Genomic DNA, 22,433 nt, shown 5'->3' with positions numbered 1-22,433 from the left:
GCGCCGAACTCTGGTGCGCAATCGCGCACCAGAGAATCTCGAGCTTCCGGGTTCGATGCTCCGGGCCGCGCTCGCGCGGTCCCGTCGCATTGCCCCGGAATGACGGAGAACAGCTAGTGCGCTGTCACCGCCGGAAGTACCGCTTGCAGCGGCGCTCCGCCTCGGCGGCCGCCTGTTCCGGCGTCGCCGCGCCGGTCGCGACGGAGGCACACATCTGCACCAGCACGTAATCGGCGCTGACGGCGCCGGTCGCCGAGGAGATCGGCCCCTTGTAGCCATCGTAATAGGTGCTGTTCATCGTGTTCTTGAAGATCGCGACCTTTGGATCTTCGGTCCAGACCTTGGCCTCGGCGTAGGCGGCCAGCGGCTGGGCCCAGTAGCCGGAGTTGGCGTTGAGCCACGGCTCATACTGGTCCTTCTCCAGCATGAACTGCAGGAACGCCTTGGCCGCGTTGGGATACGGGCTGTGCTTGAACACCATCGCGTTCAGCGTCAGACCCGCCATCGGCGAGATCTTCGCGTTGCCCTTCGGCAGCAACTGATGCTCGCTGTCCTCCGCAATGGCACGGGTCGCCGGATCGTTCTTCAGCGAGAAGTACAGCGAGACGCCGTTGGCAGTCAGCGAGATCTCCTCCGACGAGTAAGCACGATTGTTGCTGACGTCGTTCCATGACGGCGTGCCGGCGATGAAGGTCGGGTACAGCTCCTTGACCCAGTTCAGCGCGGCGATCGTCTCCTTGCTGTTGATGACGACCTTGCCATCCTCGTCGAGCAGCGAGGCATTGTGCGACCACAGCGCCCAGTTGGCGAAGCCGTTGCCGTCGCCCTTGGCATTGCCGAGCGCGAAGCCGGCCGGCTTGCCGGCCTTGTGCAGCTTGCGGCAGAGGTCGACAACGCCGGCGTGATCCTCCGGAACCTTGTCGAAGCCGACCGATTGCAGGATCGACTTGCGGTAGATCAGGGGACCGGCAGTGGCGCCGAACGGCAGTCCGATCCAGGACTCGCTCTTGCTCTTCATGCCGTACTTCTGCGCCAGCGGCAGCCAGCCGCCGTAGCGCTTGCCAAGATAGTCGGCGACGTCGGTGAGCTCGATCAGCTTGTCGACATAGATATGCGGCGCGTCGGAGAAGCCGATGATGATGTCCGGGCCGGCGCCGGAGTTCGCGGTCACCGCGGTCTGCTGGGCGATGTCTTCCCAGCCGACGAAGTCGACCTTCACCTCGACGCCAGTCGCGTCGGTGAAGCGCTTGGCGTTGGCGCGGAATACGTCCTCGTCCGGCTGCACGAAGCGGACCGGGCGCAGCATGCGCAAGGTTGCGCCCTTCTCGACCGGCAGCTTCGGCGCCGGAACATCGGCGGCTTTGATCGGAGATGGTGTTGTTTGCGCCGCAGCACCGGTTGCGGCGAGCGCCGCAGCGGACAGGCCCAGCGCCAAGGCGTCACGACGTGTGAGGTCGTTCCTCATCAGTTCCTCCCTGTTATCTCCCTTCCCGGCGTTGATCGCCGGTGAAGGGTCTTCCGGTCTTTCGGCGCGTTTTTGCGCCGGCCGCCTAGCTGTTCGGCCCGCGGTCCATGCTGACAGGCTGCCAGCGGCGGAGCGCGGTGTCTTGCAGCACCGACGGATTGACGCAGCTTACCGGCCACATGCCCTGAAGCACCAGTGACAATTCGTAGCCCACGCGGCGCTTGCGCGCTTCGTCGAAGCGTGCCGAGGCCGAGGCGACATGGGCGGTCAGGGTCACGTTCTCCATGTCGAGCAGGGGATTGTTGTGCGACGGCGGCTCCTTCTCCAGCACGTCGAGCGCGGCGTGCGCGATCCACCCCTCCTGCAACGCCTTGATCAGGCTTTCCTCGTCCACGGTGGCGCCGCGGCCGGTGTTGATGAAGATGGAGCCCTTCTTCATCTGGCGAAAATGCTTCTCGGTCAGCATGTGATGCACCTCGGGCCGAGCCGGCGCGTGCATCGAGACGAAGTCGGATTGCGACAACACCTCGTTCAGCGTCGCCGGCATCACGCCGTGATCGTACATCAGCGTTTCCTGGATGAAGGGATCGTAGGCCATCATGCGCAGGCCGAAGGGAGCTGCGCGTTTCGCAACTGCACGCGCCACGCGGCCGAAGGAGATGAAGCCGAGCGTCTGGCCCATCAGCCGCGGGATCTTGAGCAGCGCAGGCCTGCCCTCGGCCCAGCGGCCGGTGCGCACCATCCGGTCCTGCTCGACCAGGCGGCGGAAGCCGGCGAGCAGCAGCATCATGGCGTGGTCGGCAACTTCCTCGATGAAGGTGTCGGGGATGTTGGTGACGGGAATGCCGCGCGCTGTTGCGGCCTTCACGTCGACGCTGTCGACTCCGACCGAGCCGAGCGTGATGACCTTGCAGTTCTCCAGTGCGTCGATGACGGTCTTGGTGATCGGCATGCCCTTGGCATAGATGGCGTCGGCGGTCTTTGCGGCTGCAATGAACTCGGCCTCGTTGGCCGGCGCCTCGACGATCTCGGCGTCGATCGGATCGAGCGCCTCGCGCTCGTACGAATAATCGCTGCCGGCGACCGTGAAGCTCGCGCCCTTCGGCGTCACCACCCTGTATTTCGGCATTCCCTGCTCCCGATTTGGTTTGTCGGTTCTTGTTGTGGCCCGCACCCGTGACGGGCCTTTGCGTCTTTTACGCGAAATCGCGGCGATCGCGTACAATTCCCGGTTGCTGGAGGCGGTGGAAACGGTCGGTTTTCCACTCACGATCCGGGCTTCTACGGAGCTGCCCGTAACAGGTTGCTAATTGGTCTCGCCCTAGAAGTTGATTCAATTTGTATCGATTCACTCGCGTGCCGTATCCCTTTTGCCTCGGAGCCTCCCGTGAAGTTGAGCAATCTGAAGATCGCCCCCAAGCTCGGCATTCTTGTCGGCGTCACCTTGTTCGGTCTGTGCATCTCCGGGGTTCTCGCCGGTTATCTGATGAAGCGCGAGATGGTGCATGCGCGCATCGATCAGACCAAGGCCATCGTCGAGCTGGCCCGCAACTACGCGGCAACCTTGATGAAGCGGGTCAACGCCGGCGAAATGACGAAGGATGCCGCGCTCGCGGAACTCCGCCGTTACGGCAATGCGATGACCTACGACAAGGGCTCCGGATATCTGTTCGGCACCACCTATGACGGCATCACGCAGCTCGCGCCCGATCCGAAGCAGATCGGCGCCAACCGCATGGACGTCGAGACCAACGGGCGAAAGCTCTCCCGTGAGATCATGGATGGCGTCAAGGCCCACGGCGATATCCTTCTCTTCTATGAATATGTGAAGCCCGGCCAGGAGAAGCCGATCCGCAAGCTCGGCTACGCCGTCGCGGTCCCCGGTTTCGAGATGTATCTCGGCACCGGCGCCTATCTCGACGACATCGACGAGAAGATGGGGCCGGTCTACTGGCTGCTCGGCCTCTCCGTGCTCGGCATCGTGATCGTCGCCGGCAGCGTCGCCTGGCTGCTCGGCCGCAGCATCAGTCATCCGCTGGCGCTGCTCGGCACGCGCATGAAGGAGCTTGTCGACGGCAAGCTCGAGGGCGACATCCCCGGCGTCGGCCGCGGCGACGAGGTTGGCGCGATGGCGTCGACCGTCCAGATCTTCAAGGACAACGCGATTCGCATCCGCGACCTCGAGCAGACCGAGGCTCAGGCCAAAGAGCGCGCCGCGGCGGAACGACGCAGCGCGATGGAAGATATCGCCAGCGACTTCGAACGCAGCGTCAACGGCATCGTCCGCTCGGTCTCCTCGGCCGCGGCCGGCATGCAGACCACGGCGCAGTCGATGACCGCCACCGCGAGCGACGCCAGCGCGCGGGCCGCGACCGTCGGTGCGGCTTCGCAAAAGGCTTCCGGCAATGTCGGCACGGTTGCGGCCGCCGCCGAAGAATTGTCGAGTTCGGTCGCGGAAATCTCCCGCCAGGTGACGCGGTCCACGGAAGTTGCGAGCAAGGCCGTCAGCGATGCCGAGCGCACCAACGCCACAGTGCAGGTGCTCTCCTCCGGCGCCGAGAAGATCGGCGAGGTGGTCAAGCTGATTCACTCGATCGCGGCGCAGACCAACCTCTTGGCGCTCAACGCCACCATCGAGGCGGCGCGTGCCGGCGAATCCGGTCGCGGCTTCGCGGTCGTCGCCTCCGAGGTCAAGGCGCTCGCCAACCAGACCGCCAAGGCGACCGAGGAAATCTCGGCCCAGGTCGCGGCGATGCAGACCTCGACCAGCGACGCAGTGTCCGCCATCGCCGGCATCACCCAGACCATCGCCGAGATGAGCGAGATCACCGCCGGCATTTCGGCATCCATCGAGCAGCAGGGCGAGGCCACGCGCGAGATCGCCCGCAACATCCAGTCGGTCGCGGCCGGCTCGAGCGAGATCAACGCCCATATCGGCAGCGTCACCTCGGCTGCGGAGGCGACGGGCAGCGCGGCCACCGACGTGCTCTCCAACGCCCGCGAGTTGGACAACCAGTCCGGTGCGCTGCGCAGCGCGGTCGACGGCTTCCTCGCCAAGGTGCGGGCGGCGTAAGCACTTCGGTCATGCCCCGCGAAGGCGGGGCATGCGGTAGCCGCGGCTTATCGATTCAATCACGACCGTCTCGGAGTACTGGATCGCCCGGTCAAGCCGGGCGATGGCGGAGTAGGTGGCCGCCCTCACTGCTTCTCGATCCCCGCGTTCTTGATCAGCTTTTCCCACAGCACGAGCTGCTCGCCCACGAAGGTGCCGAGCTCTTCCGGCGTGCCGGAGAAGGCATCCATGCCGAGGGTCGCAAGCTGGGCCTTGATCTCCGGCTTCTCGATGATCTTCCTGATCTCGGCGTTGAGCCGGGTCACGATCTCCTTCGGCATGCCGGCCGGGCCGAAATAGCCCTGCCATGACGAGATGTCGAAGTCCGGCACCCCGGCCTCCTGCATCGAGGGCAGATTCGGCACCAGCGGCGAGCGGTCCTTGGTGGTGACGGCGAGCGCCTTGAGCGCGTTGCCGTTGACGTGGGGAAGGCCGGTGAGAATGTCGACGAACATCATCGAGACGCGGCCGCCCATGACGTCGTTGAGCGCCGGCGGCGAACTCTTGTAGGGCACGTGCAGCAGGTCGAGCCCGGCATTATGCGCAAAGGTTGCGCCCGACACGATCGCCGAAGACGAGCCCGAGGCGTAGCTCAGCTTGCCCGGATTGGCCTTGCCATAGGCGACGAGCTCGCCGACGCTCTTGGCTGGCACTTCCGGATTGATGACCAGCATGAAGGGCAGGTCCCCGGTGCGCGCGATCGGGGTGAAGTCCTTCACGGGATCGTAGGTCAGGCTCTTCAGCAGGTAGGGATTGGCCGAATGCGTGGTGTTGGTGGTCACCAGCAGCGTGTAGCCGTCCGGTGCAGCGCGCGCGACATAGGTCGCGGCGATCATGCCATTGGCGCCCGCCTTGTTCTCGATGACGATGCCGACGCCGAGCGCCTGCGACAGATGCTGGGAGATCAGCCGCGTCGTCGTATCGGTGCCGCTGCCGGCCGCGAACGGCAGCACCAGCGTGATGTTGCGGCTGGGATAAGTGTCGGCCTGCGCGGCAGATGCGGCGGCAAGACACAGCGCAGCAGCGCCGGCGGTGCGGATGACAGAAATCAGCGATGACAGCATGTCTGGACGTTCCCTCTTTTTCGTTGGCCGGGAACCTAGCGTCTCCTCGTTGAAATCGGAAGGTGTGAGTTTGTCGCCAGGTCTCGTGCCCCGGCGCGGCGCAGTGCGCCCTTCGCGGCGTGATGCGCTGCTGAACCGGGGCCCATACTTGCGGCAATCTCGGTCCCGGCTCAGCGTCGCGTCATTGCATGCCGCGCCGCGTCCGGGACACGCGACTTGCCCCGCATCCGCGGCGCGGAATTACTTCACCGCGGAGCCCTGCCGCGACGCGATCACGACGCCCGCGAGCACCAGCGCATAGCCGATCAGGTGAAAGGGCTGGAGCTTCTCGCCGAGCAAGAGGATGGCCATCGCCGAACCGAACACCGGCACCAGATGGAAGAACGGCGCGGCGCGGTTCGGTCCGATCAGCGCCACGCCGCGGTTGAAGAAGAGATAGGCGAGCGTCGAGGGGAAGATCAGGATGTAGGCCAGTGTCGCCAGCGTCAGCGCATCGAATTGCAGGACGTTGCCGCTCCAGGCTTCCCAAACCGCCGTGGGCAGCAGCATCGTCGCGCCGCAGCAGGTGGTGAAAGACAGGAACGAGAGCTGGTGGATCTTCGGCCGGCGCGGGATGAAGGCGGAGTAGATCCCGAAGGCAACCAGCGAGGACGCGAACATGATGTCGCCGCGGTTGAAGCTGATGCCTGCGAGCGCCGACAGGTCGCCGCGCAGGATGATGATCAGCACCCCTGCGAGCGAGATCGCGATGCCGGCAAGCTGCGCACCCGTCAGCCGCACCCCGAACAGCACCAGCGACCACAGCGCCACGAACAGCGGTCCGGCCGACTGGATCAGCAGCGCGTTCAGCGCCTCCGTGTATTGCATGGCCCAGTAGGAGATCGCGTTGTTGAAGGCGAAGCCGACCAGCGACAAAAACAGCATCAGCGGCAGGCTCTTGCGCAAGCTTGGCCAGTCGCGCTTGAGATGCGGCCAGGCGAACGGCAAGAGGATCAGGAACACGCCGAACCAGCGGATCGTGGTCACCGTCAGCGGCGGCACATGCGCGCCGACATGGCGCGCGAGCACGATGTTGCCGGCCCAGAACAGCGAGCTCAGGCTCAACAACAGGTAAGGCTGATTATTGAGCCAACTGGCCGGATTCGAGGCCGGTGGCGCGGGCGAAGCAATCGTCATTGGCGTTCGATGCGAGCTTGCGCCGGATTCTCGTTGCAGCACAAGTCACGCGGCCGCAATGCTACAATGCAAGCAGACCTGAGGAGGTGTCATTGGCGGTTAATATGTTGAACATCGAAGGCCTGGAGCAGCTCGATCGACATGCCCCGGTGGTGATGCTGAACCTGATGCGCTTCAACGCGCGCTCGCGCGACGGTGACGGGTCCGGCTGGGACGCCTACTTGCGCTACAGCGCAATCACCGTGCCGATGATCAAGGCGCGCGGCGGCACGCTGCTCTGGACCGGCGAGGCAAAGGCCATTGCGCTCGGCCCCCACCAGGGCAATGGCTGGGATTTCGTCGCACTGGTTTACTATCCGTCAGTCGCGGCCTTCCTCGACATGATGACGTCACAAGCCTACGAGGCAGAGGCCGACCCGCACCGCCGCAACGCCTGCGCCGAGCATGTGATCATTGCGACGAACGAGGCGTACAGCAAGTTCAAGGTGCGTTGACGCGCGATATTCAGGTTATTGTCGTACGGCACGGTCTTTTCCCTCTCCCCTTGTGGGAGAGGGTGGCTCGCCGCGATAGCGGCGAGACGGGGCTTTCTCCGCACACGAATTTCTCGGTATGTGATCCCGCGGAACAGCGCGAGGACAGCGACTTGGTTGCAGCGTTGCATAAGGTCAGGCTTGCTGAGAAAGCTGGGCTGCAATACCTGCGTCACGACAGAAAAGGTCGAGCAACGACTGTTTATCTATAGTTAGCTTGAATGGTGTCACCGGGGCGTTTTCCGCGCCATAAACACCAGAAGCCTCGACCAGCCGATCCGTCGCGTCTCTAAGCGGGGTCGTCATCTCGCCAAAAGGAAGCATCCGATAGTTCTGTTCGGAGCCATCCTTCCGAAGCAAGGCAATCGCTGATGGAAGGTCCCGCTGGCCAGTATAGCGAAAATCTAAACCCGTACTCCGTTCGGCAAGCGTCATCTCGTCGCCTACGTGAATGAGAGTATCACGCGTTGCGTAAAAGCCGATCATTTCTTCCGCCGCGGCGCGAGGCCTTACAATATCCGACACGTTGTTAGCGACGCCCCAGAACGACCCTTTGATGCGCAGGTACGGAGCAATAATAGGGATTTTGCCCGCATTTCGAAGCTTCAGGCCCAAATTGATCGAGTATCTTAAGTCGCCGGTGCTGTGTCCGATCTTAAGGCCATTAGGAATGGATGCTCCGCTCGCTATACATGATCTTCACGAAGCGATTGTTTGCTCGATCCTTAGTGGCGTGCCGATGACAGAAGTCTGTTACGCGTTCCAGAAGTAGACGAAGACAGTAGTTGTAAAACCATTGCTGCGCACCGGCGTGCTCCGCTCGTTCATTACGATAGCGGCGCATGTTCTTTTTGTTCGATGCAAGCACGAATCCACGAATGGGAAGCTGAGCGATCATCTCTAGCGCGGTCCGCTTTTGAGCGGCCGACAAATGCCTATAATGAAGATCACTGCGCTTACTTCCGATCTTGGACAGGATTGTTCGAACCCAGTTCTGCACCTCGGACTCATGCTTTGCTCTGATAAGCACCGCACCAAGGCACAGCCATTCCGTGGCGCCAACCGGATCGATGGGGCGCACAGCCTTCAGTCCTGCGTCGCCCGCCTCATCAATGTAAGCAATGTAATAGGGGGCAGGGATTTGAGTCGCCATTAGCGCGCAACTATGGCGTGTCTGCAACAATTGAATCAATCCGTTTAGGTCTTGCGCGGTGGCCGCTAGAGCGGTTCCCGACCAAATTGAATCGTTAGGGATTGAACGAAGCCGCTGGCGCGGCATGTAGGGAGGCGTAGCAAGGATTGCCTCCTGTCTGAGAGGATTGCGGGTTTTCGAAGCCCAACCCTTTAGACAGGAGGTTTTCCGATGGCTGAGATCAGCCCACTTCGCCGCCGCATGATCGAGGACATGACGGTCCGCAATCTGTCACCGGCGACGCAGCAATCCTACCTCAACGCCGTAGCGAAGTTGAGCCGATATTTCGGTCGTTCTCCTGACCGCCTCGACCTGGAGGATATCCGTGCCTTCCAGGTTCATCTGGTTGCGACGGGGATGTCCTGGCCGGCGCTGAACCAGATCGTTTGCGCACTGCGGTTCTTCTACGGTGTGACCCTTGGTCATGACACCGTTCCGGAGCGCATCGCCTATGCGCGTAAACCGCGCAAACTGCCGGTCGTGCTGAGCGCCGACGAGGTCGTGCGCTTCCTGGAAGCAATCCCAAGCCTCAAGAGCCGTACCGCGCTGACCACCGTCTATGCCGCAGGCTTGCGCGTATCGGAAGTGGTCCTCTTGAAGGTTGTCGACATTGATAGCCAACGGATGTTGATCCGGGTCGAGCACGGCAAGGGCGGCAAGGACCGTTACGTTATGCTCTCGCCGCAGCTTTTGAGGATTCTGCGGACGTATTGGCGGCTCACTCGGCCAAAGCGATGGCTGTTTCCCGGCCGAGACGACGAGCGTCCGCTCGTCCCCAACGTGCTGCACGCCGCCTGCCGTTCAGCCTGCGCTGCGGCCGGCTTGAGCAAGTCGGTGACAGTGCATACGCTGCGGCACACATTCGCGACCCATCTCCTGGAGAACGGGGCCGACGTGCGCATCATCCAGGTGCTGCTCGGTCATGCCAGTCTGGCCAGCACGGCGCGCTATACCCAAGTCGCCACCAAGACCATCAGCAATACGCCAAGTCCGCTTGACCGGCTCCGCCTGGAGGTCGTGCCGCCCGGCTGAGCGGACCTGATGGCTCCGGTTCTGGAAGTGGCGGATATCTTCCGCCGCCACGGCGAAGCGTTTCGGCAAGCCCGTGCCGAGCATCTGGGCCGCGTCGAGCGGCGCGTCATGGGCGCGATCACGGCATGCCGGACGGCTGTGCTCGGCGGCCACGTCGAGCAGTGCGATGACTGCGGCGCCACACGCATTGCCTACAACTCCTGTCGCAATCGGCATTGCCCGAAGTGCCAGGGCGCGGCGCGCGCGCAATGGCTCGCCGAACGGCAAGCCGAACTCCTTCCCGTACCGTATTTCCACGTCGTCTTCACCCTGCCGGCCCCCGCCGGAGAGATCGCCTTCCAGAACAAGGCCGTCGTCTACGCCATCCTGTTCCGCTGCGCGGCCGAGACGCTCGCCACCATCGCGGCCGACCCCAAGCATCTCGGCGCTCAGCTCGGCGTGACCGCCGTCCTCCACACCTGGGGCCAGACCCTGCAACACCATCCGCATCTCCACTGCGTCGTGCCCGGCGGTGGACCCTCGCTCGACGGCACACGCTGGGTCGCTTGCCGGCCCGGCTTCTTCCTGCCAGTACGCGTCCTCTCCCGGTTGTTCCGCCGCCTGTTTCTGCAAGAGCTGCAAGCTGCCTTCGCGGCTGGCCAGTTGGGTTTCTTTGGCGATCTCGCGCATCTGGCGGATCCCGCCGCGTTCACCCAACGCCTCGCTCAACTCCGACGGACCGACTGGGTCGTCTATGCCAAGCCGCCATTCGGCGGCCCCGAACAGGTGCTGGCTTATCTCGGCCGCTATACGCATCGCGTCGCCATCGCCAACAGCCGGCTGATCTCGCTTGCCGACGGCAAGGTCAGCTTTTCCTGGAAGGACTATCGGCAGAATCGCAAAGCCAAAGTGATGACGCTTAATGCCGATGAGTTCATTCGTCGCTTTCTCCTGCACACCCTGCCGGACGGCTTCCACCGCATCCGCCACTATGGTTTCCTCGCCAATGGCGGACGCAGCGATAAAATCGCCTTCTGCCGTCAACTCCTTACTGTCCGCAACCCTCCGACTGATCAAGAAGCCGGCGACGATCCCCTCACCAAATGGAAGATCCCCGTCTGCCCGCATTGTGGCGGCACCATGCGGCGCGTCGATGTCGTCCCGCGAGCCTGCGCCCGCGACCATCCGTTTCGTTGTGATACGTCATGACCAGCGCCTGCACCATCCACCTCCTCTGTGATCACCTTCGCGGTGGCAACGTCCGAAGTCGCCGCGGCCGCGCTCGTCACCGAACACCACGCCAATCGTTCGGCAACGCATCCCAGCGCAGCAAGTCGCTCGCTGGATCGCGCCCTTGGCCCTATCAAACGGGCTGCTCACATCCGATGAATGTCTCGCCGACGCGCGGCGACCACAGGAGCGCCTTCCCAGCAGCCGCACCCGCTGCACTATTCCCATAGCGCCCACAACTCCGCAGCTTCGTTCAATCCGGCTTCTATGAGGTCGCACGCACGACAGAGCGCGCGGCTCGCGCCTGCCACGCGACCTCACAGAACCCTCAAGATTCCCAAATCACGCCGGTTCTGATTCAAACTGCCTGCTGGCGAAGGAGGCCGGCGGGCATGGCGCCACCTCTTTCGATTGATCTCCGCAAGCGTGTGGTTGCCGCCGTTGCGGGCGGCATGTCGTGTCGGGAGGCCGCTGCGCACTTTCGAGTGGGCGTGTCGAGTGCGATCCGCTGGATGGCGCAAGCGCGCGAGACGGGCGAAGTGACGCCGAAGCCACAGGGCGGCGATCGACGCTCGCAGGCGATCGAAGCGCAAGCTGAACGCATCCTCGCGCTGATTGCGGCCAAGCCCGACAGCACATTGGAGGAACTGAAGGCGGCGCTCGCCGCCGATGGACACGCTTTCAGCGTCTCCGCGTTGTCGCGCTTCTTCCAGCGTCGCAAGATCACGCTCAAAAAAAGACTGTATACGCCACTGAGCAAGAGCGGCCGGACGTCCTGAAGAAGCGAGAAGAGTGGGTCGACGGCCAGATTGGCCTCGATCCTGACAAGCTCATCTTCATTGACGAGACATGGGCGTCAACCAACATGGCACGCCCGCGCGGGCGTGCGCCCCGCGGCGAGCGGCTGCGGGCCTCCATTCCGCACGGCCACTGGAAGACAACGACCTTTGTTGCAGGCCTGCGCCTGTCGGGCATGGTCGCGCCGATGGTTCTCGATGGGCCGATCAACGGGCTCGCCTTCCAGGCTTATGTGGACCAGGTGCTCGTTCCAGAATTGCGGGAAGGAGATATCGTCGTCATGGACAATCTCGGCAGCCACAAGGGCGCAGGCGTGCGCGCAGCGATCGAGGCTGCCGGCGCAAAGCTCCTCTATCTCCCGCCCTACAGTCCCGACCTCAATCCCATCGAGAACGCCTTCGCCAAGCTGAAAGCGCTGCTGCGCAGGGCCGCCGAGCGCACCGTCGAAGGCTTGTGGAACGCAATCGGACGCTGCCTCGATCGCTTCACGCCGCGCGAATGCGCCAACTACTTCGCAGCCGCTGGATACGAACCAACCTGATCGGGAACCGCTCTATTAACAGAAACGTCGCAAAGCGGCTTAGGTCGCTATCCGACGTCCTGCGCGATCATGTCTGGCAAGTAATTGATTTAACAAGGAAATCGTTTGTTGATCGCTGCCATCGCTTCCCCGCGCGAACTTCGTTCGCGCCACCTTAAAGAAGGGAGAAGGAAGAGGAAGGCGCCGTCGTGGTGACTCTTACTTCCTCCGCTCCGCACCTCCACGCGCCTCCGGCGTCAACGCGTCGATGGCCGCGTGGCACGCCGTCTGCAACAAGCGGCAGACCTCCGCGGTCGAGCGCTGCGGGCTCAGCGCCGCAAAAGTTGGATAGCTCGTCAGCACGAAGATCAGGTCGACCGCGTCCTGCACGGCTCGCTTGACCGCGCGTTTCTCCGTGATGCGCGTGACAAGCCCGGTCAGCAGCTCCCGCCGGCGCTCGTTGCGCGCGACCAGGGCCGCGCCGAACTCGGGATCGGTCGCGATCGCTTGATTCAGCCCGCCGATGGCGGGGTCGTGAGCCCAGAAGGTGCAGAAGATCGTGACGATGCGGTCGAGCGCGTTCCGCGGGTCCGCCATCGTCATCACCTCAGCGAGCTCGAACAGCCCGCCCTGGCGTGCGATGTCGTCGAACACGGCCTCTAGCAGTCCGCGACGCGACCCGAACTGGTTGTAGACGGTCAGCCGCGTGACACCGGCCTCCTTCGCGACCACGTCGAGCGAGAAGTTCGCGATGCTGGCATCCTTCCGCAACAGCCGTGCGCCGGCCGCGATGATGCGCTCGCGCGTCTCCGCCGCCGCCGACGCTCGTGCCGGGCTCACATAGCTGCGTTTCGGCATTGCCCTGCCTTCATCTTGACGCATTGACTATACATATTGTAAATCCAATTTAGAAGCCGGTTTGGAGCTTGCCATGCAGACTGCCCTCGTGATCGCTCTGTCGCTTCATGTCTTGTCGTCCGTGTTCTGGGCCGGATCAAGCTTTGCGCTGGCGCGCATCGGCGGCGCCGCCGGCGAGCAGCTCGTCTTTCCGCAACTCGGTGCGGCGATGATTGCGATTTTGACCGGCGGCTATCTTGGCCACCTCGTTCACGCCGGCAACTTCGGCACGACCGAGCAGGTGCTCGCGCTTGGCTCGGCTTGTGCGCTGATCGCGGTCGGCGTGCAGGCGGCGATCGGCCCCCGCGCGGTCCTAACCTTGCGCCGCGGCGCCGGCGATCCAGCGGCTATGCGTGCGCGCATCGCGACCGCACAGCGCGTGGCGGCGGGGCTGCTCGGCATCACCGCGCTCTGCATGGGCGCCGCGCGCTATATCTGAAAGCGGTCTTAAGTGGCCTGCTTGCGCGAAGCTACGAACACGCCGGACAGCACCAGCGCGAAGCCGATGAAGTGGAAGGTCTGCGGGCGTTCGCCGAGGAACGCCATCGCCATGATCGAGCCGAACACCGGCACCACGTGGAAGAACGGGGCAGCGCGGTTGGCCCCGATCAGGCGTACCCCGCGGTTGAAGCAGAGATAAGCGAGCGTCGAGGGAAAGACGGCGACGTAGAACAGCGTCAGCAGGTTCGGTCCGTCGAGCTTCATCACGGGACGTGCGAACAGCTCCCAGATCTCCAGCGGCACCAGGCAGGCGGCACCGGCGCCGAAGGTGAAGGCGAGGAACGACAGTCCGTGCATCGCCGGCCGCTTCAACGTCAGCACCGAATAGAGCGCGAAGAAGATCAGCGCGACGATGAAGATCAGATCGCCCTTGTTGAACTCGACGTTCGACAGCGTGGTGAAGTCGCCGTGCAGCAGGATCATCAGCACGCCGCACATCGAGAGCAGCACGCCGAAGGCCTGTGCGGCGGTGAGGCGGATGCCGAGGATGATCAGCGACCACAGCGCCACGACCAGCGGTGCGGCCGATTGCAACAGCAGCGTGTTGAGCGCCTGGGTGTGCTCCAGCGCCCAATATTGCAGCGTGTTGAAGGCGCCGATGCCGGTGATCGACAGCACGATCATCAGCCCGAGCTTGCTCCGGATCGCGGGCCAGTCCTGAACGAGATGCTTCCAGGCGAACGGCAGCACCAGCAGGAAGGCGAAAGACCAGCGCAGGAACGACAGCGTCACCGGCGGGATATGGCCGGCCGCGAGCCGCCCGACGATGGCATTGCCGGCCCAGCACAGCGCGGTGATGCTGAGGAGGAGATAAGGCTGGTTGGCGATCCAGTTGTGACCGGACGCCTCAGTGCCCGTGGTCTGGCCGGTGGCGGACATTGCGATTGTTATGGCCCCGCGTGGATGGCGCCGGGGCCGCCGGCCCGGCGCTGTCCGGGCCGGTTCGCAACCCCGGCTCCGTCCAAAGACACGGAAATCGAGGTTGCATCAATGGGGGCGGGATGCATCGCGACCATGCAGCGGTAGATGCTGCATCTAGCGCTTTGGTCGGGGTCGGCGGGAGGCTCCGGAGGGCCTCCGGATTTTCCGGGGATATCAAAGGCTTAAATAGCGTTTAGGATCTCGAAAAAGCCGCCTTCTTGCTTGCTTAGAGAGGCTGCTTCCTTTATCCGGTTGGCTGCCTCGCGTGCGAGCGGCCCCGGCCGTGGATTGGGCTGGGCGCATCTAAAATCTTCAAAGGGATTACCCGCGAATGGCCAATGTTGTCGTCGTCGGCGCCCAGTGGGGCGACGAAGGAAAAGGCAAGATCGTCGATTGGTTGTCTGAGCAGGCCGACATCGTCGTCCGCTTCCAGGGCGGCCATAACGCCGGCCATACGCTGGTCATCAACGGCGTGACCTACAAGCTCGCGCTGCTGCCCTCGGGCGTGCTGCGCGAGCACAAGCTGTCGGTGATCGGCAACGGCGTCGTGTTCGACGCGCAGGCCTTCCTCGACGAGGTGACCAAGCTCCGGGCCCAGGGTGTCGCGGTCTCTCCGGACAATCTGCGCATCGCCGAGAACGTGACCCTGATCCTGCCGCTGCACCGCGAGCTCGACGCGCATCGCGAATCCGCCAACGTGGCCACCGCGATCGGCACCACCCGCCGCGGCATCGGCCCCGCCTATGAGGACAAGGTCGGCCGCCGCGCCATCCGCCTGATGGACCTCGCCGACCTCGACACGCTCCCGCACAAGATCGACCGCCTGCTGGCGCACCATAATGCGCTGCGCCGCGGCCTCAATCTGCCGGAGTTCGACGGCAAGGAGATCCTGCGCGAGCTCAGCGCGCTGGCGCCGCAGCTTCTGCCCTATGCCGAGACGGTGTGGCGGCTGCTCGACATCAAGCGGCGCGAGGGCAAGCGCATGCTGTTCGAGGGGGCGCAGGGAGCCCTGCTCGACGTCGATCACGGCACCTATCCTTACGTGACCTCGTCCAACACGGTGGCGGCGCAGGCCGCGACCGGCGCCGGCCTCGGGCCCGGCGCGGTCGGCTATGTCCTGGGTCTGTGCAAGGCCTACACCACCCGGGTCGGCCAGGGCCCGTTCCCGACCGAGCAGGACAACGAGACCGGCCGCAGGATCGGCGAGCGCGGCCGCGAGTTCGGCACCAATACCGGCCGTCCGCGCCGTTGCGGCTGGTTCGACGCCGTGCTGGTCCGCCAGGCCGTCCGCACCTGCGGCATCAACGGTTTGGCGCTGACCAAGCTCGACATTCTGGACGGCTTCGACACGATCGAGGTCTGCACCGGCTATCGCCTCGACGGCAAGGAGATCGACCATTTCCCGGCCGGCGAGGGCGCCCAGGCCCGGGTCGAGCCGATCTACGAGACGATCGAAGGCTGGAAAGAGCCGACCGCCAATGCACGGTCGTGGGCGGACCTGCCGGCCCAGGCCATTAAATATGTCCGCCGGATCGAGGAATTGGTGGGATGCCCGGTCGCGCTGCTTTCCACGAGCCCCGAACGCGAAGATACTATCCTGGTGCAAAATCCGTTTGAGGCTTAACGATATCTTACCGGGACGTGCGTATAGTTGAGTTGAAATGGCTGATTACTATCCGCTGATCGCCCGCGCTATTGCCGCCCTGGACCCCAACGCTCCCGGCGAAAGCCGTCGTGCGCTCTATGAGCGGGCGCGCACGGCCTTGATCGCCCAGCTCCGCAGCGTGCAGCCGCCGCTGTCCGAATCGGAGATCACCCGCGAACGGCTGTCGCTCGAAGAGGCCGTGCGCAAGGTCGAATCAGAGGCTGCCCAGCGCGCGCGCGAAGCGTCCCGCCCTGGCGGCGCCAGCGGTGGGCGTGGCGGCAGCGGCGATGCCTTCCGCCGGGCCAGTGCCCGCACCGCCGAGGGCAATCCGCCCGCGGCTTCACCGGCTGGCCCGCCGCGCGCCCGTCCGGCGGTGCCGCCGCCGCGCAACGATCGCCCGCCACTCGGCGGCGATGATCAGGACGACCGCGACACCCAGCGTCACGCGCGCGCCCCGCGTTTCGACGCGCCGCGCCAGCCGGGTCCGCCGTCGCCAATGCCGGAGGCTCCGCGTGACCGTGCCGCACGCCGCGGGCCGGAAGCCGGGCCGCCGCCGCCGCAGTCGCCGGGCGTGCGCGGCTTCCGCGACATCACCGCTGATGTCAACGATCTCGGCGGCGCCGCCGCGCAGGCCAACCGTGCCGCGCGCCGCACCTACGCCAACGTGCCCTCGCCCTCGCCGGAATTCGACCGGCTCGAACCGAGCCTGGAGAACCGCGCCGGCGAGCAGGACGCGCCTTATTCCTACGATGAATCGCTCGAGGAGGCCGAGCGCTACGCGCCGCAGCCGCCGTCGTCGCGCTCGCGCGTCGCGCCCGATCGCGACGTCAAGAAGCGCGTCCGCTCCCGCTCGGCCTTCCCGTTCAAGAGCGCGATCGCCGTCGGCATCGTGCTGATCCTGGTCGGCGCCGGCATCCTCTGGGGCAAGCCGCTGGTCCAGATCGCGAGCGGGCTGTTCAAGTCGTCGCCCACCCAGGTCGTGGAGGCGCCGAAGGATACCTCCCAGCCGCAGAGCAAGCCGAAGATCCCGGATCGCGTCGGCCAGCCGTCGGCGAGCGACCAGCCGGTCGCGCCGGTGGCGCAGAAGGTTGTGCTCTATGACGAGGATCCGTCCGATCCCAAGGGTAAGCAATATGTCGGCTCGGTGGTGTGGCGGCTCGAGCCGATCAAGGCGTCCGGCAACCAGAAGGCCGATGTCGCCGTGCGCGCCGACATCGAAATTCCCGATCGCAAGTTCAAGATGACGATGTCGTTCCGCCGCAACACCGATTCGTCGCTGCCGGCGAGCCACACCGCGGAACTGACCTTCATCCTGCCGCAGGATTTCCCCGGTGGCAGCGTCTCCAACGTTCCCGGCATCCTGATGAAGTCGAACGAGCAGGCGCGCGGCACCCCGCTCGCAGGGCTGGCGGTCAAGGTCACCGACGGCTTCTTCCTAGTCGGCCTCTCCAATGTCGATGCCGACCGCACGCGCAACATCCAGCTCCTGAAGGAACGCTCCTGGTTCGACGTGCCGCTGGTCTATGCCAACCAGCGCCGCGCCATCATCGCGATCGAGAAGGGCGCCCCGGGCGAGCGCGCCTTCAACGACGCGTTCGCGCAATGGGGCGAGTAGCAAGTCGCGCCTGAATCAAGGCGTGGTTGGATTAAATCTCAGCCGCAGCGTAGGTCGGTCTTCACCTCTCCCCAGCGGGGGAGAGGTCGGATCGCGCATGGCGATGCGAAGCATCGTCCAGTGCAATCCGGGCGAGGGGCCGCAGCGCTCAGTGAGACCTCAACCTCTCACCCGGATCGCATCTTTCGATGCGATCCGACCTCTCCCGACGGGAGAGGTAAGGGTAAGGCGAGCCACCCTCGTTAGCGGCGATCCAATCGAAATCGATCGGGTCTTATTGCGCCGCGGCTTCCCGCTTGCGTGCGGCCGCGGCGGCGGCGTGCTCGCGGTCCATCACGGCGCGGCAGCCTGGGCTGACATGCGCCTTGTTCCTCACCATGCAGGCGGTGATCCGCGGGATGTCGGGAATCTCGCTGGAACAAAGCCGCATGGCATCGCCCGAACACATCTGTTGCGCTTCGGGTGAGAAGGCGAGACCGGGTGAGGTCTGGAATGCGATGGCAGTGGTGGCGAAGGCCACGAGCGTGGCAATCGATTGGTAGCGTGTCATGGCTGATGCGTCCCCAAGTTCCGCAAGGCGTTGATTGCTTTGTTTTTGGGGCGCCGCACGCGGTTTGCTCTGCCGCACGTCACAGCCGTCACGCCGGGAAACCTGTCCTGGCATGTGGTCGCTCGATTACTTCTGGTGTTCGAATCGAAAGTGCTGCGCCGCCCGAGCGAAGTATGCGCGATTGTCACGAAGCTGCAATGGCGGATGAAAAGGAATTCGCAATTGTTGCGCGTTCGTCACGCAGAACGCGGCGTGCGGCGTCAGACGAGGCGATAGGATGGCGCGGATGCTTGCTCCGCTTCGTTCTCCGCGAGCGCCGCGGCGTGTTCTTCGATCGCAGTAACGCCCTTCGCGGTAAGCTCGAACAGATCGCCGTCCTTCATCACATAGCCGTCGGCGATCAATTGTCCGATCTTGCCGTGCCTATCGTCGGCAAAGGCGACGGACTGACTAATGTCCCGCAGGATCGAAAGCTCTTCGTCGCGCAGCATGGCTGAAGTCTCCGATCTTCGGGGGAGGGCCGTATCCTCACATGCCGTGGCTCTCGAACACCTTGCGGCAAGACCTCGACAGCCTGCTCCGGTTGGCCTGCAGGCAGCTCTGCACCGCATTGTCATTGCCGAGGTCCTTGCGGCAGAGACGCGAGGCATCACGCGAGCAGGCGTTTTGCTCCTGCGGCGTCCCGGCATGACCTTGCGCGAGCGCCGGCGCGCTCGACAAGCCGCTCGAGGCCATCATCGCAATCATCGTCAGGAGGAGTTTCCGGGGCATCGGCGGGTCCCAATCTGCCAGGAGGCGCGAATTTCAGGTCCTGTCAGAACTCGTCCGCTTGCCAGTTGTTCCCCCTTGCCGGAGTGCGGGGCCGGCGGGCGCGAGGCGCATCTTGCAACCCCCGCTATCCAAGTTCGCCGCCCCGCTGTTATAAAGTGCGCAGAGTGAGGGGTATTTGATGAAACGCTATGTGATCTTTGCGCTCGTCGGTCCGTTCCTGGGCGGGTTCCTGCTCTTGCTGACGACGACCTATCAGTCCGGCTACTGGGCGCAGACCAGTCTCGGCGAGATCGGCAAGCTGTTCGTGGTGTTCTTCAAGACCCTGCAATACAGCTACCTGTTCGGCTTCCTGCCGTCGCTGATGATCGGCGCGGTGGACGACATCCTGATCCACGTCAGGCGGATCGGTCCGGTGCTGCGCATTCTGCTGGTCGGCCTGTTCGCCTTCATCCTGGCCTCGCTGACTTACAGCTCGCGCGGACCGGACTCGGGCGCCGTGCAGTTCGTCCTGTACGGCCTGGTCGGCTTCGTGCCGGCGGCGGTGTCGTCCTGGCTCGTGCACAGATTCGTCGAAGAGCCGCAGCCGGCGGCGGCGCCAACCTGAGCGCGCGGCCCTTGGACGCGCCGCCGCAACCCTGGCCGCACGAGCGCGTTTCCATCAGGCGATGACCATGTCCGACGATGATAGTCTTGTAAGGCGCGGTCCCCGGCCGGGGCGCACCTCGCGCGCGACTTTCTCAGGCGCCGAGGCGCGCGGGCCGATCATCGACGAGGAGGGGCATGAGATCCGGCCCGAAACTCTGGAGCAGGGCTTTCGCGAGTTTCGCTTCGAATTCGGTCAAGCCAACCCGTTCGGCAATCTGACGCGGGAGCAGCGGCTGGCGCGGCTCGAGGCGATCGCAAAGCTGCTCGACATCGCCTTCATTCTGCCCGGCACCAACATCCGCTATGGCATCGACGGCCTGATCGGGCTGATCCCCGTTGTCGGCGATATCATCACCACCGCGATCTCGCTGTGGCTGGTGCGCGAGGCGCGTGCGCTGGGCGCGCCCTGGTACATCACCGCGCGCATGCTCGGCAATGTCGCGGTCGACGGCGTGGTCGGCATGGTCCCGTTCGCGGGCGACGCCTTCGACGTCATGTTCCGCGCCAACATGCGCAACGTGCGCCTGTTGCGCCGCTGGCTCGACAAGCAGCCTCGGATGTGAGGCTCAAAACACAAAAAGCGCGACGACCTTTCGGCCATCGCGCTTTGAGCGCACATCGGAGGCTTGCGAAGAAACTTACGCCGCGTCGGCGTCGGCGTTTGCTGCCGACTTGCGACGGCGCGGCAGAGGGAAGGCCTCGCTCTCATAGAGCGAGCGGATGCCATTCTGGTCGAACCGGGCTTCCTCAACCTGGAGATAGGCGCCGTTCAACGAATCCGTCGGCAACTCCTCGATCGCAAAGCGCACGGCTTCCGCCGCGGTGCCGAAGCGCCGATAGGTGAAGCCTGCACGCTTCTTCTTGCGGATCGCGGCAGGAAACAGCTCGGCGGAGGTGTTGAAGTTGAACGGACGCATTGGACGCATGGTCAAAGACCTCGTGATCTTCTCTGGGGCTTTAAGCGCGTGGGGTTTGAGAGGGCGAAGGCCGCAATCGGGCGAGCCCGCCGTGCATGTCATTCTCGTTCTCTAATATAGGCCGATTTGACAGAATTGCGACCCCTGCGAACGGAGATGATGAATCTGCGCATGCCAGCTCCGCATCCAAAATAAATATAACAATATCAATGGCTTGCTTGGATTAAATTTTGCCAAGAAGCAGCAGCACGACCAGCACCACCAGCACGAGGCCGCCAATCCCCATGCCGGAATGGCCCATGCCATAGCCATAGCCGCCGATCCGGCCCCACAGGCCGCCGACGAGATAGATGATCACAAGGATGATCAGGATGGTCCCAAGCGTCATGGCATCCTCCCTGGCGGCCGCCGGGCTGCGCTAATCGGCCGCACCGCCAGGAGAGAAAAGCACATCCCGCCATCGGGTTCCATCGCGGAACCGCCAATGGCGGGGCGAGACCTCATCGCGGCTTGAGCTTCAGCGCCGCGGAGTTGATGCAGTAGCGCAGCCCCGTCGGTCCCGGACCGTCGGGGAAGACGTGGCCGAGATGGCCGGCGCACTTGGAGCACAGCACTTCGGTGCGGATCATCCCGTGGCTCGTATCCCGCTCCTCGTCGATATGGCTCTCGACCGCGGGCTGGGTGAAGCTCGGCCAGCCGCAGCCGGAATCGAACTTGGCATCGGATTCGAACAGCACGTTGCCGCAGCCGGCGCAGACGTAGGTGCCGGGACGATGCTCGTGCTCATATTCGCCCGAGAAGGGACGCTCGGTCGCCTTTTCGCGCAGTACGGCGTACTGCATCGGCGACAATTCGCGCCGCCACTGCTCCTCGCTCTTGATGACCTTGTCTTCTGTGGCTTTCGTCTTGGCGTCGGGCATGGCTCTCCCGTTGACTTACGTGAGTGACGATCAGTTGGTGGCCTTGCTGGAATTCACCAGCGTCGGCTTCTCGATATAGTTATCCGCGAACAGCTTTTTCAGGTTCTCGACCTTCGGGATGTCGTTATAGGCGATGTAGGGCTGGTGCGGGTGCAGGGTCAGATAGTCCTGGTGATAGGCTTCCGCCGGATAGAACGCCTCCAGCGCGCCGACCTTGGTGACGATCGGTTTCCTGAACACCTTGGCGTCGTTGAGCTGGGCGATATAGGCCTCCGCGACCTTCTTCTGCTCGTCGGAGGTCGTGAAGATCGCCGAGCGATACTGCGTGCCGACATCGGGGCCCTGGCGGTTGAGCTGGGTCGGGTCGTGCACCACCGAGAAGTAGATCTGGAGGATCTTGCCATAGGAGATCTTCTTCGGGTCGTACTTGATCTCGACTGACTCGGCGTGCCCAGTCGTGCCGGTCGAGACGGTCTGGTAGTCGGCGGTCGCCTTGGTGCCGCCGGCATAGCCGGAGACGGCGTTGACGACACCCGCGGTGTGCTGGAACACGCCCTGCACGCCCCAGAAGCAGCCGCCGGCGACAACGGCGGTCTGGATGCCGCTCGCGGATGTTGCATCCACGGTGGGGGCGGGGATCACGACCGCGTCTTCCGCGGCCCTCGACGGCATGGCAAAGGCCAGCGTCAATGCGGTGGTGGCGGCGAGCAGGGACAGGAGTGCGGGTCGGCGCATGGCATATCCTCTTGCGGAAGGTCTGACAGTCTAGGACCGTTGACGTCGGGCGAACAGCCGGCCCGGCGGCGTTTTCAATCACCGAAGATACGGGCAGGCCGGACGCTTGTTACATCAGTGCGGACACGAGTCCGTGAAATCGGCCGGATAGGAGCCCACATCCGGTGTCGTCCCGGCGAAGGCCCATAACCCCAGGAGAAGTTGCGGCGCGAGCT

25 protein-coding genes are annotated in these 22,433 nt (G+C 64.1%); 10 read left to right on the top strand and 15 right to left on the bottom strand.

What is annotated here, in order from left to right; all coding sequences use genetic code 11:
* Positions 1-124: 124 nt before the first annotated feature.
* Together MTX21_RS21180 and MTX21_RS21175 are read right to left on the bottom strand one after the other, a co-directional pair.
* Positions 125-1,465, bottom strand: a complete 1,341-nt coding sequence (locus tag MTX21_RS21180; protein ID WP_280966637.1) for an extracellular solute-binding protein — start codon at positions 1,463-1,465, stop codon at positions 125-127.
* 85 nt (positions 1,466-1,550) lie between these two features.
* The gene (locus tag MTX21_RS21175) at positions 1,551-2,594 is read right to left on the bottom strand and encodes a C-terminal binding protein (protein WP_280966636.1); all 1,044 of its coding nucleotides are present in this window, start codon (positions 2,592-2,594) and stop codon (positions 1,551-1,553) included.
* Between the two features lie 258 nt (positions 2,595-2,852).
* Here MTX21_RS21175 and MTX21_RS21170 point away from each other — a divergent pair, with 258 nt between their 5' ends.
* Positions 2,853-4,538 (top strand): methyl-accepting chemotaxis protein, encoded by a 1,686-nt coding sequence (locus MTX21_RS21170; protein ID WP_280966635.1) that lies wholly within the window; start codon positions 2,853-2,855, stop codon positions 4,536-4,538.
* A 125-nt stretch (positions 4,539-4,663) separates the two neighbouring features.
* On the opposite strand, the gene MTX21_RS21165 is transcribed toward MTX21_RS21170, so the two are convergent.
* Together MTX21_RS21165 and MTX21_RS21160 are read right to left on the bottom strand one after the other, a co-directional pair.
* Positions 4,664-5,641, bottom strand: coding sequence for a tripartite tricarboxylate transporter substrate binding protein (locus tag MTX21_RS21165; protein ID WP_280966634.1), 978 nt, complete (start codon positions 5,639-5,641; stop codon positions 4,664-4,666).
* 240 nt (positions 5,642-5,881) lie between these two features.
* Entirely contained in the window at positions 5,882-6,817 is a 936-nt protein-coding gene (locus tag MTX21_RS21160; RefSeq protein ID WP_280966633.1) for a DMT family transporter, read from the bottom strand.
* 92 nt (positions 6,818-6,909) lie between these two features.
* On the opposite strand from MTX21_RS21160, the gene MTX21_RS21155 reads away from it, so the two are divergent.
* Positions 6,910-7,311 carry a DUF1330 domain-containing protein gene (locus MTX21_RS21155; RefSeq protein ID WP_280966632.1) on the top strand — a complete coding sequence of 134 codons (402 nt, stop codon included), beginning with the start codon at positions 6,910-6,912 and terminating at the stop codon, positions 7,309-7,311.
* Positions 7,312-7,485: 174 nt separating this feature from the next.
* Here the strand turns inward: MTX21_RS21155 and MTX21_RS21150 are convergent, their stop codons facing one another.
* The gene (locus tag MTX21_RS21150; RefSeq protein ID WP_280966631.1) at positions 7,486-7,965 is read right to left on the bottom strand and encodes a hypothetical protein; all 480 of its coding nucleotides are present in this window, start codon (positions 7,963-7,965) and stop codon (positions 7,486-7,488) included.
* A gap of 49 nt (positions 7,966-8,014) precedes the next feature.
* Positions 8,015-8,503 (bottom strand): DUF3800 domain-containing protein, encoded by a 489-nt coding sequence (locus MTX21_RS21145; protein ID WP_280966630.1) that lies wholly within the window; start codon positions 8,501-8,503, stop codon positions 8,015-8,017.
* A 210-nt stretch (positions 8,504-8,713) separates the two neighbouring features.
* Between MTX21_RS21145 and MTX21_RS21140 the strand changes: the two genes are divergently transcribed.
* The 3 genes from MTX21_RS21140 (at position 8,714) to MTX21_RS21130 (ending at position 12,122) form a co-directional block, all read left to right on the top strand.
* Positions 8,714-9,574 carry a site-specific integrase gene (locus MTX21_RS21140; RefSeq protein ID WP_128943944.1) on the top strand — a complete coding sequence of 287 codons (861 nt, stop codon included), beginning with the start codon at positions 8,714-8,716 and terminating at the stop codon, positions 9,572-9,574.
* 6 nt (positions 9,575-9,580) lie between these two features.
* Positions 9,581-10,762, top strand: a complete 1,182-nt coding sequence (locus MTX21_RS21135) for an IS91 family transposase (RefSeq protein WP_280970930.1) — start codon at positions 9,581-9,583, stop codon at positions 10,760-10,762.
* A 413-nt stretch (positions 10,763-11,175) separates the two neighbouring features.
* Positions 11,176-12,122 (top strand): IS630 family transposase gene (locus MTX21_RS21130; protein ID WP_280965490.1). Its coding sequence is split into 2 segments (ribosomal slippage): positions 11,176-11,514 and positions 11,517-12,122, totalling 945 coding nucleotides; the frame shifts between segments, so codons are not numbered across the junction.
* A 198-nt stretch (positions 12,123-12,320) separates the two neighbouring features.
* Here MTX21_RS21130 and MTX21_RS21125 read toward each other — a convergent pair.
* Positions 12,321-12,959, bottom strand: a complete 639-nt coding sequence (locus MTX21_RS21125; protein ID WP_280966629.1) for a TetR/AcrR family transcriptional regulator — start codon at positions 12,957-12,959, stop codon at positions 12,321-12,323.
* 73 nt (positions 12,960-13,032) lie between these two features.
* Here MTX21_RS21125 and MTX21_RS21120 point away from each other — a divergent pair, with 73 nt between their 5' ends.
* On the top strand, positions 13,033-13,437 hold the full coding sequence (locus MTX21_RS21120) for a hypothetical protein (protein ID WP_280966628.1): 405 nt from the start codon (positions 13,033-13,035) through the stop codon (positions 13,435-13,437).
* An 8-nt stretch (positions 13,438-13,445) separates the two neighbouring features.
* Here MTX21_RS21120 and MTX21_RS21115 read toward each other — a convergent pair whose 3' ends face one another.
* Positions 13,446-14,378 (bottom strand): DMT family transporter, encoded by a 933-nt coding sequence (locus MTX21_RS21115; RefSeq protein ID WP_280966627.1) that lies wholly within the window; start codon positions 14,376-14,378, stop codon positions 13,446-13,448.
* A gap of 373 nt (positions 14,379-14,751) precedes the next feature.
* Here MTX21_RS21115 and MTX21_RS21110 point away from each other — a divergent pair, with 373 nt between their 5' ends.
* Complete coding sequence (locus MTX21_RS21110) at positions 14,752-16,044, top strand: adenylosuccinate synthase (protein ID WP_280966626.1); 1,293 nt, start codon at positions 14,752-14,754, stop codon at positions 16,042-16,044.
* A 37-nt stretch (positions 16,045-16,081) separates the two neighbouring features.
* Positions 16,082-17,680, top strand: a complete 1,599-nt coding sequence (locus MTX21_RS21105) for a hypothetical protein (RefSeq protein ID WP_280966625.1) — start codon at positions 16,082-16,084, stop codon at positions 17,678-17,680.
* Positions 17,681-17,954: 274 nt separating this feature from the next.
* Here MTX21_RS21105 and MTX21_RS21100 read toward each other — a convergent pair whose 3' ends face one another.
* From MTX21_RS21100 to MTX21_RS21090, 3 genes are all read right to left on the bottom strand, one after another.
* Positions 17,955-18,230, bottom strand: coding sequence for a hypothetical protein (locus MTX21_RS21100; RefSeq protein WP_341512242.1), 276 nt, complete (start codon positions 18,228-18,230; stop codon positions 17,955-17,957).
* 260 nt (positions 18,231-18,490) lie between these two features.
* Positions 18,491-18,721 (bottom strand): hypothetical protein, encoded by a 231-nt coding sequence (locus MTX21_RS21095; RefSeq protein WP_280966624.1) that lies wholly within the window; start codon positions 18,719-18,721, stop codon positions 18,491-18,493.
* A 37-nt stretch (positions 18,722-18,758) separates the two neighbouring features.
* The gene (locus MTX21_RS21090; RefSeq protein WP_280966623.1) at positions 18,759-19,001 is read right to left on the bottom strand and encodes a hypothetical protein; all 243 of its coding nucleotides are present in this window, start codon (positions 18,999-19,001) and stop codon (positions 18,759-18,761) included.
* Positions 19,002-19,179: 178 nt separating this feature from the next.
* Between MTX21_RS21090 and MTX21_RS21085 the strand changes: the two genes are divergently transcribed.
* Positions 19,180-19,605 carry a DUF5413 family protein gene (locus MTX21_RS21085; protein ID WP_280966622.1) on the top strand — a complete coding sequence of 142 codons (426 nt, stop codon included), beginning with the start codon at positions 19,180-19,182 and terminating at the stop codon, positions 19,603-19,605.
* Positions 19,606-19,666: 61 nt separating this feature from the next.
* Positions 19,667-20,209: a DUF4112 domain-containing protein gene (locus tag MTX21_RS21080; protein ID WP_280966621.1), complete on the top strand. Its 543-nt coding sequence runs from the start codon at positions 19,667-19,669 to the stop codon at positions 20,207-20,209.
* 75 nt (positions 20,210-20,284) lie between these two features.
* On the opposite strand, the gene MTX21_RS21075 is transcribed toward MTX21_RS21080, so the two are convergent.
* The 4 genes from MTX21_RS21075 to msrA all read right to left on the bottom strand — a co-directional run bounded on the left by MTX21_RS21075 (position 20,285) and on the right by msrA (position 22,218).
* Entirely contained in the window at positions 20,285-20,572 is a 288-nt protein-coding gene (locus MTX21_RS21075; RefSeq protein ID WP_280966620.1) for a hypothetical protein, read from the bottom strand.
* A 214-nt stretch (positions 20,573-20,786) separates the two neighbouring features.
* Positions 20,787-20,951, bottom strand: coding sequence for a DUF3309 family protein (locus MTX21_RS21070; RefSeq protein ID WP_280966619.1), 165 nt, complete (start codon positions 20,949-20,951; stop codon positions 20,787-20,789).
* 112 nt (positions 20,952-21,063) lie between these two features.
* Complete coding sequence (msrB, locus tag MTX21_RS21065; protein WP_280966618.1) at positions 21,064-21,483, bottom strand: peptide-methionine (R)-S-oxide reductase MsrB; 420 nt, start codon at positions 21,481-21,483, stop codon at positions 21,064-21,066.
* Between the two features lie 30 nt (positions 21,484-21,513).
* Positions 21,514-22,218 (bottom strand): peptide-methionine (S)-S-oxide reductase MsrA, encoded by a 705-nt coding sequence (gene msrA, locus MTX21_RS21060; RefSeq protein ID WP_280966617.1) that lies wholly within the window; start codon positions 22,216-22,218, stop codon positions 21,514-21,516.
* Positions 22,219-22,433 lie beyond the last annotated feature (215 nt).

The sequence above is a fragment of the Bradyrhizobium sp. ISRA430 genome, from assembly GCF_029909975.1.
Taxonomy (GTDB): domain Bacteria; phylum Pseudomonadota; class Alphaproteobacteria; order Rhizobiales; family Xanthobacteraceae; genus Bradyrhizobium.
The sequence above is the reverse complement of the archived record's forward strand: the minus strand, read 5'-3'. Positions and strand labels throughout refer to the sequence as shown.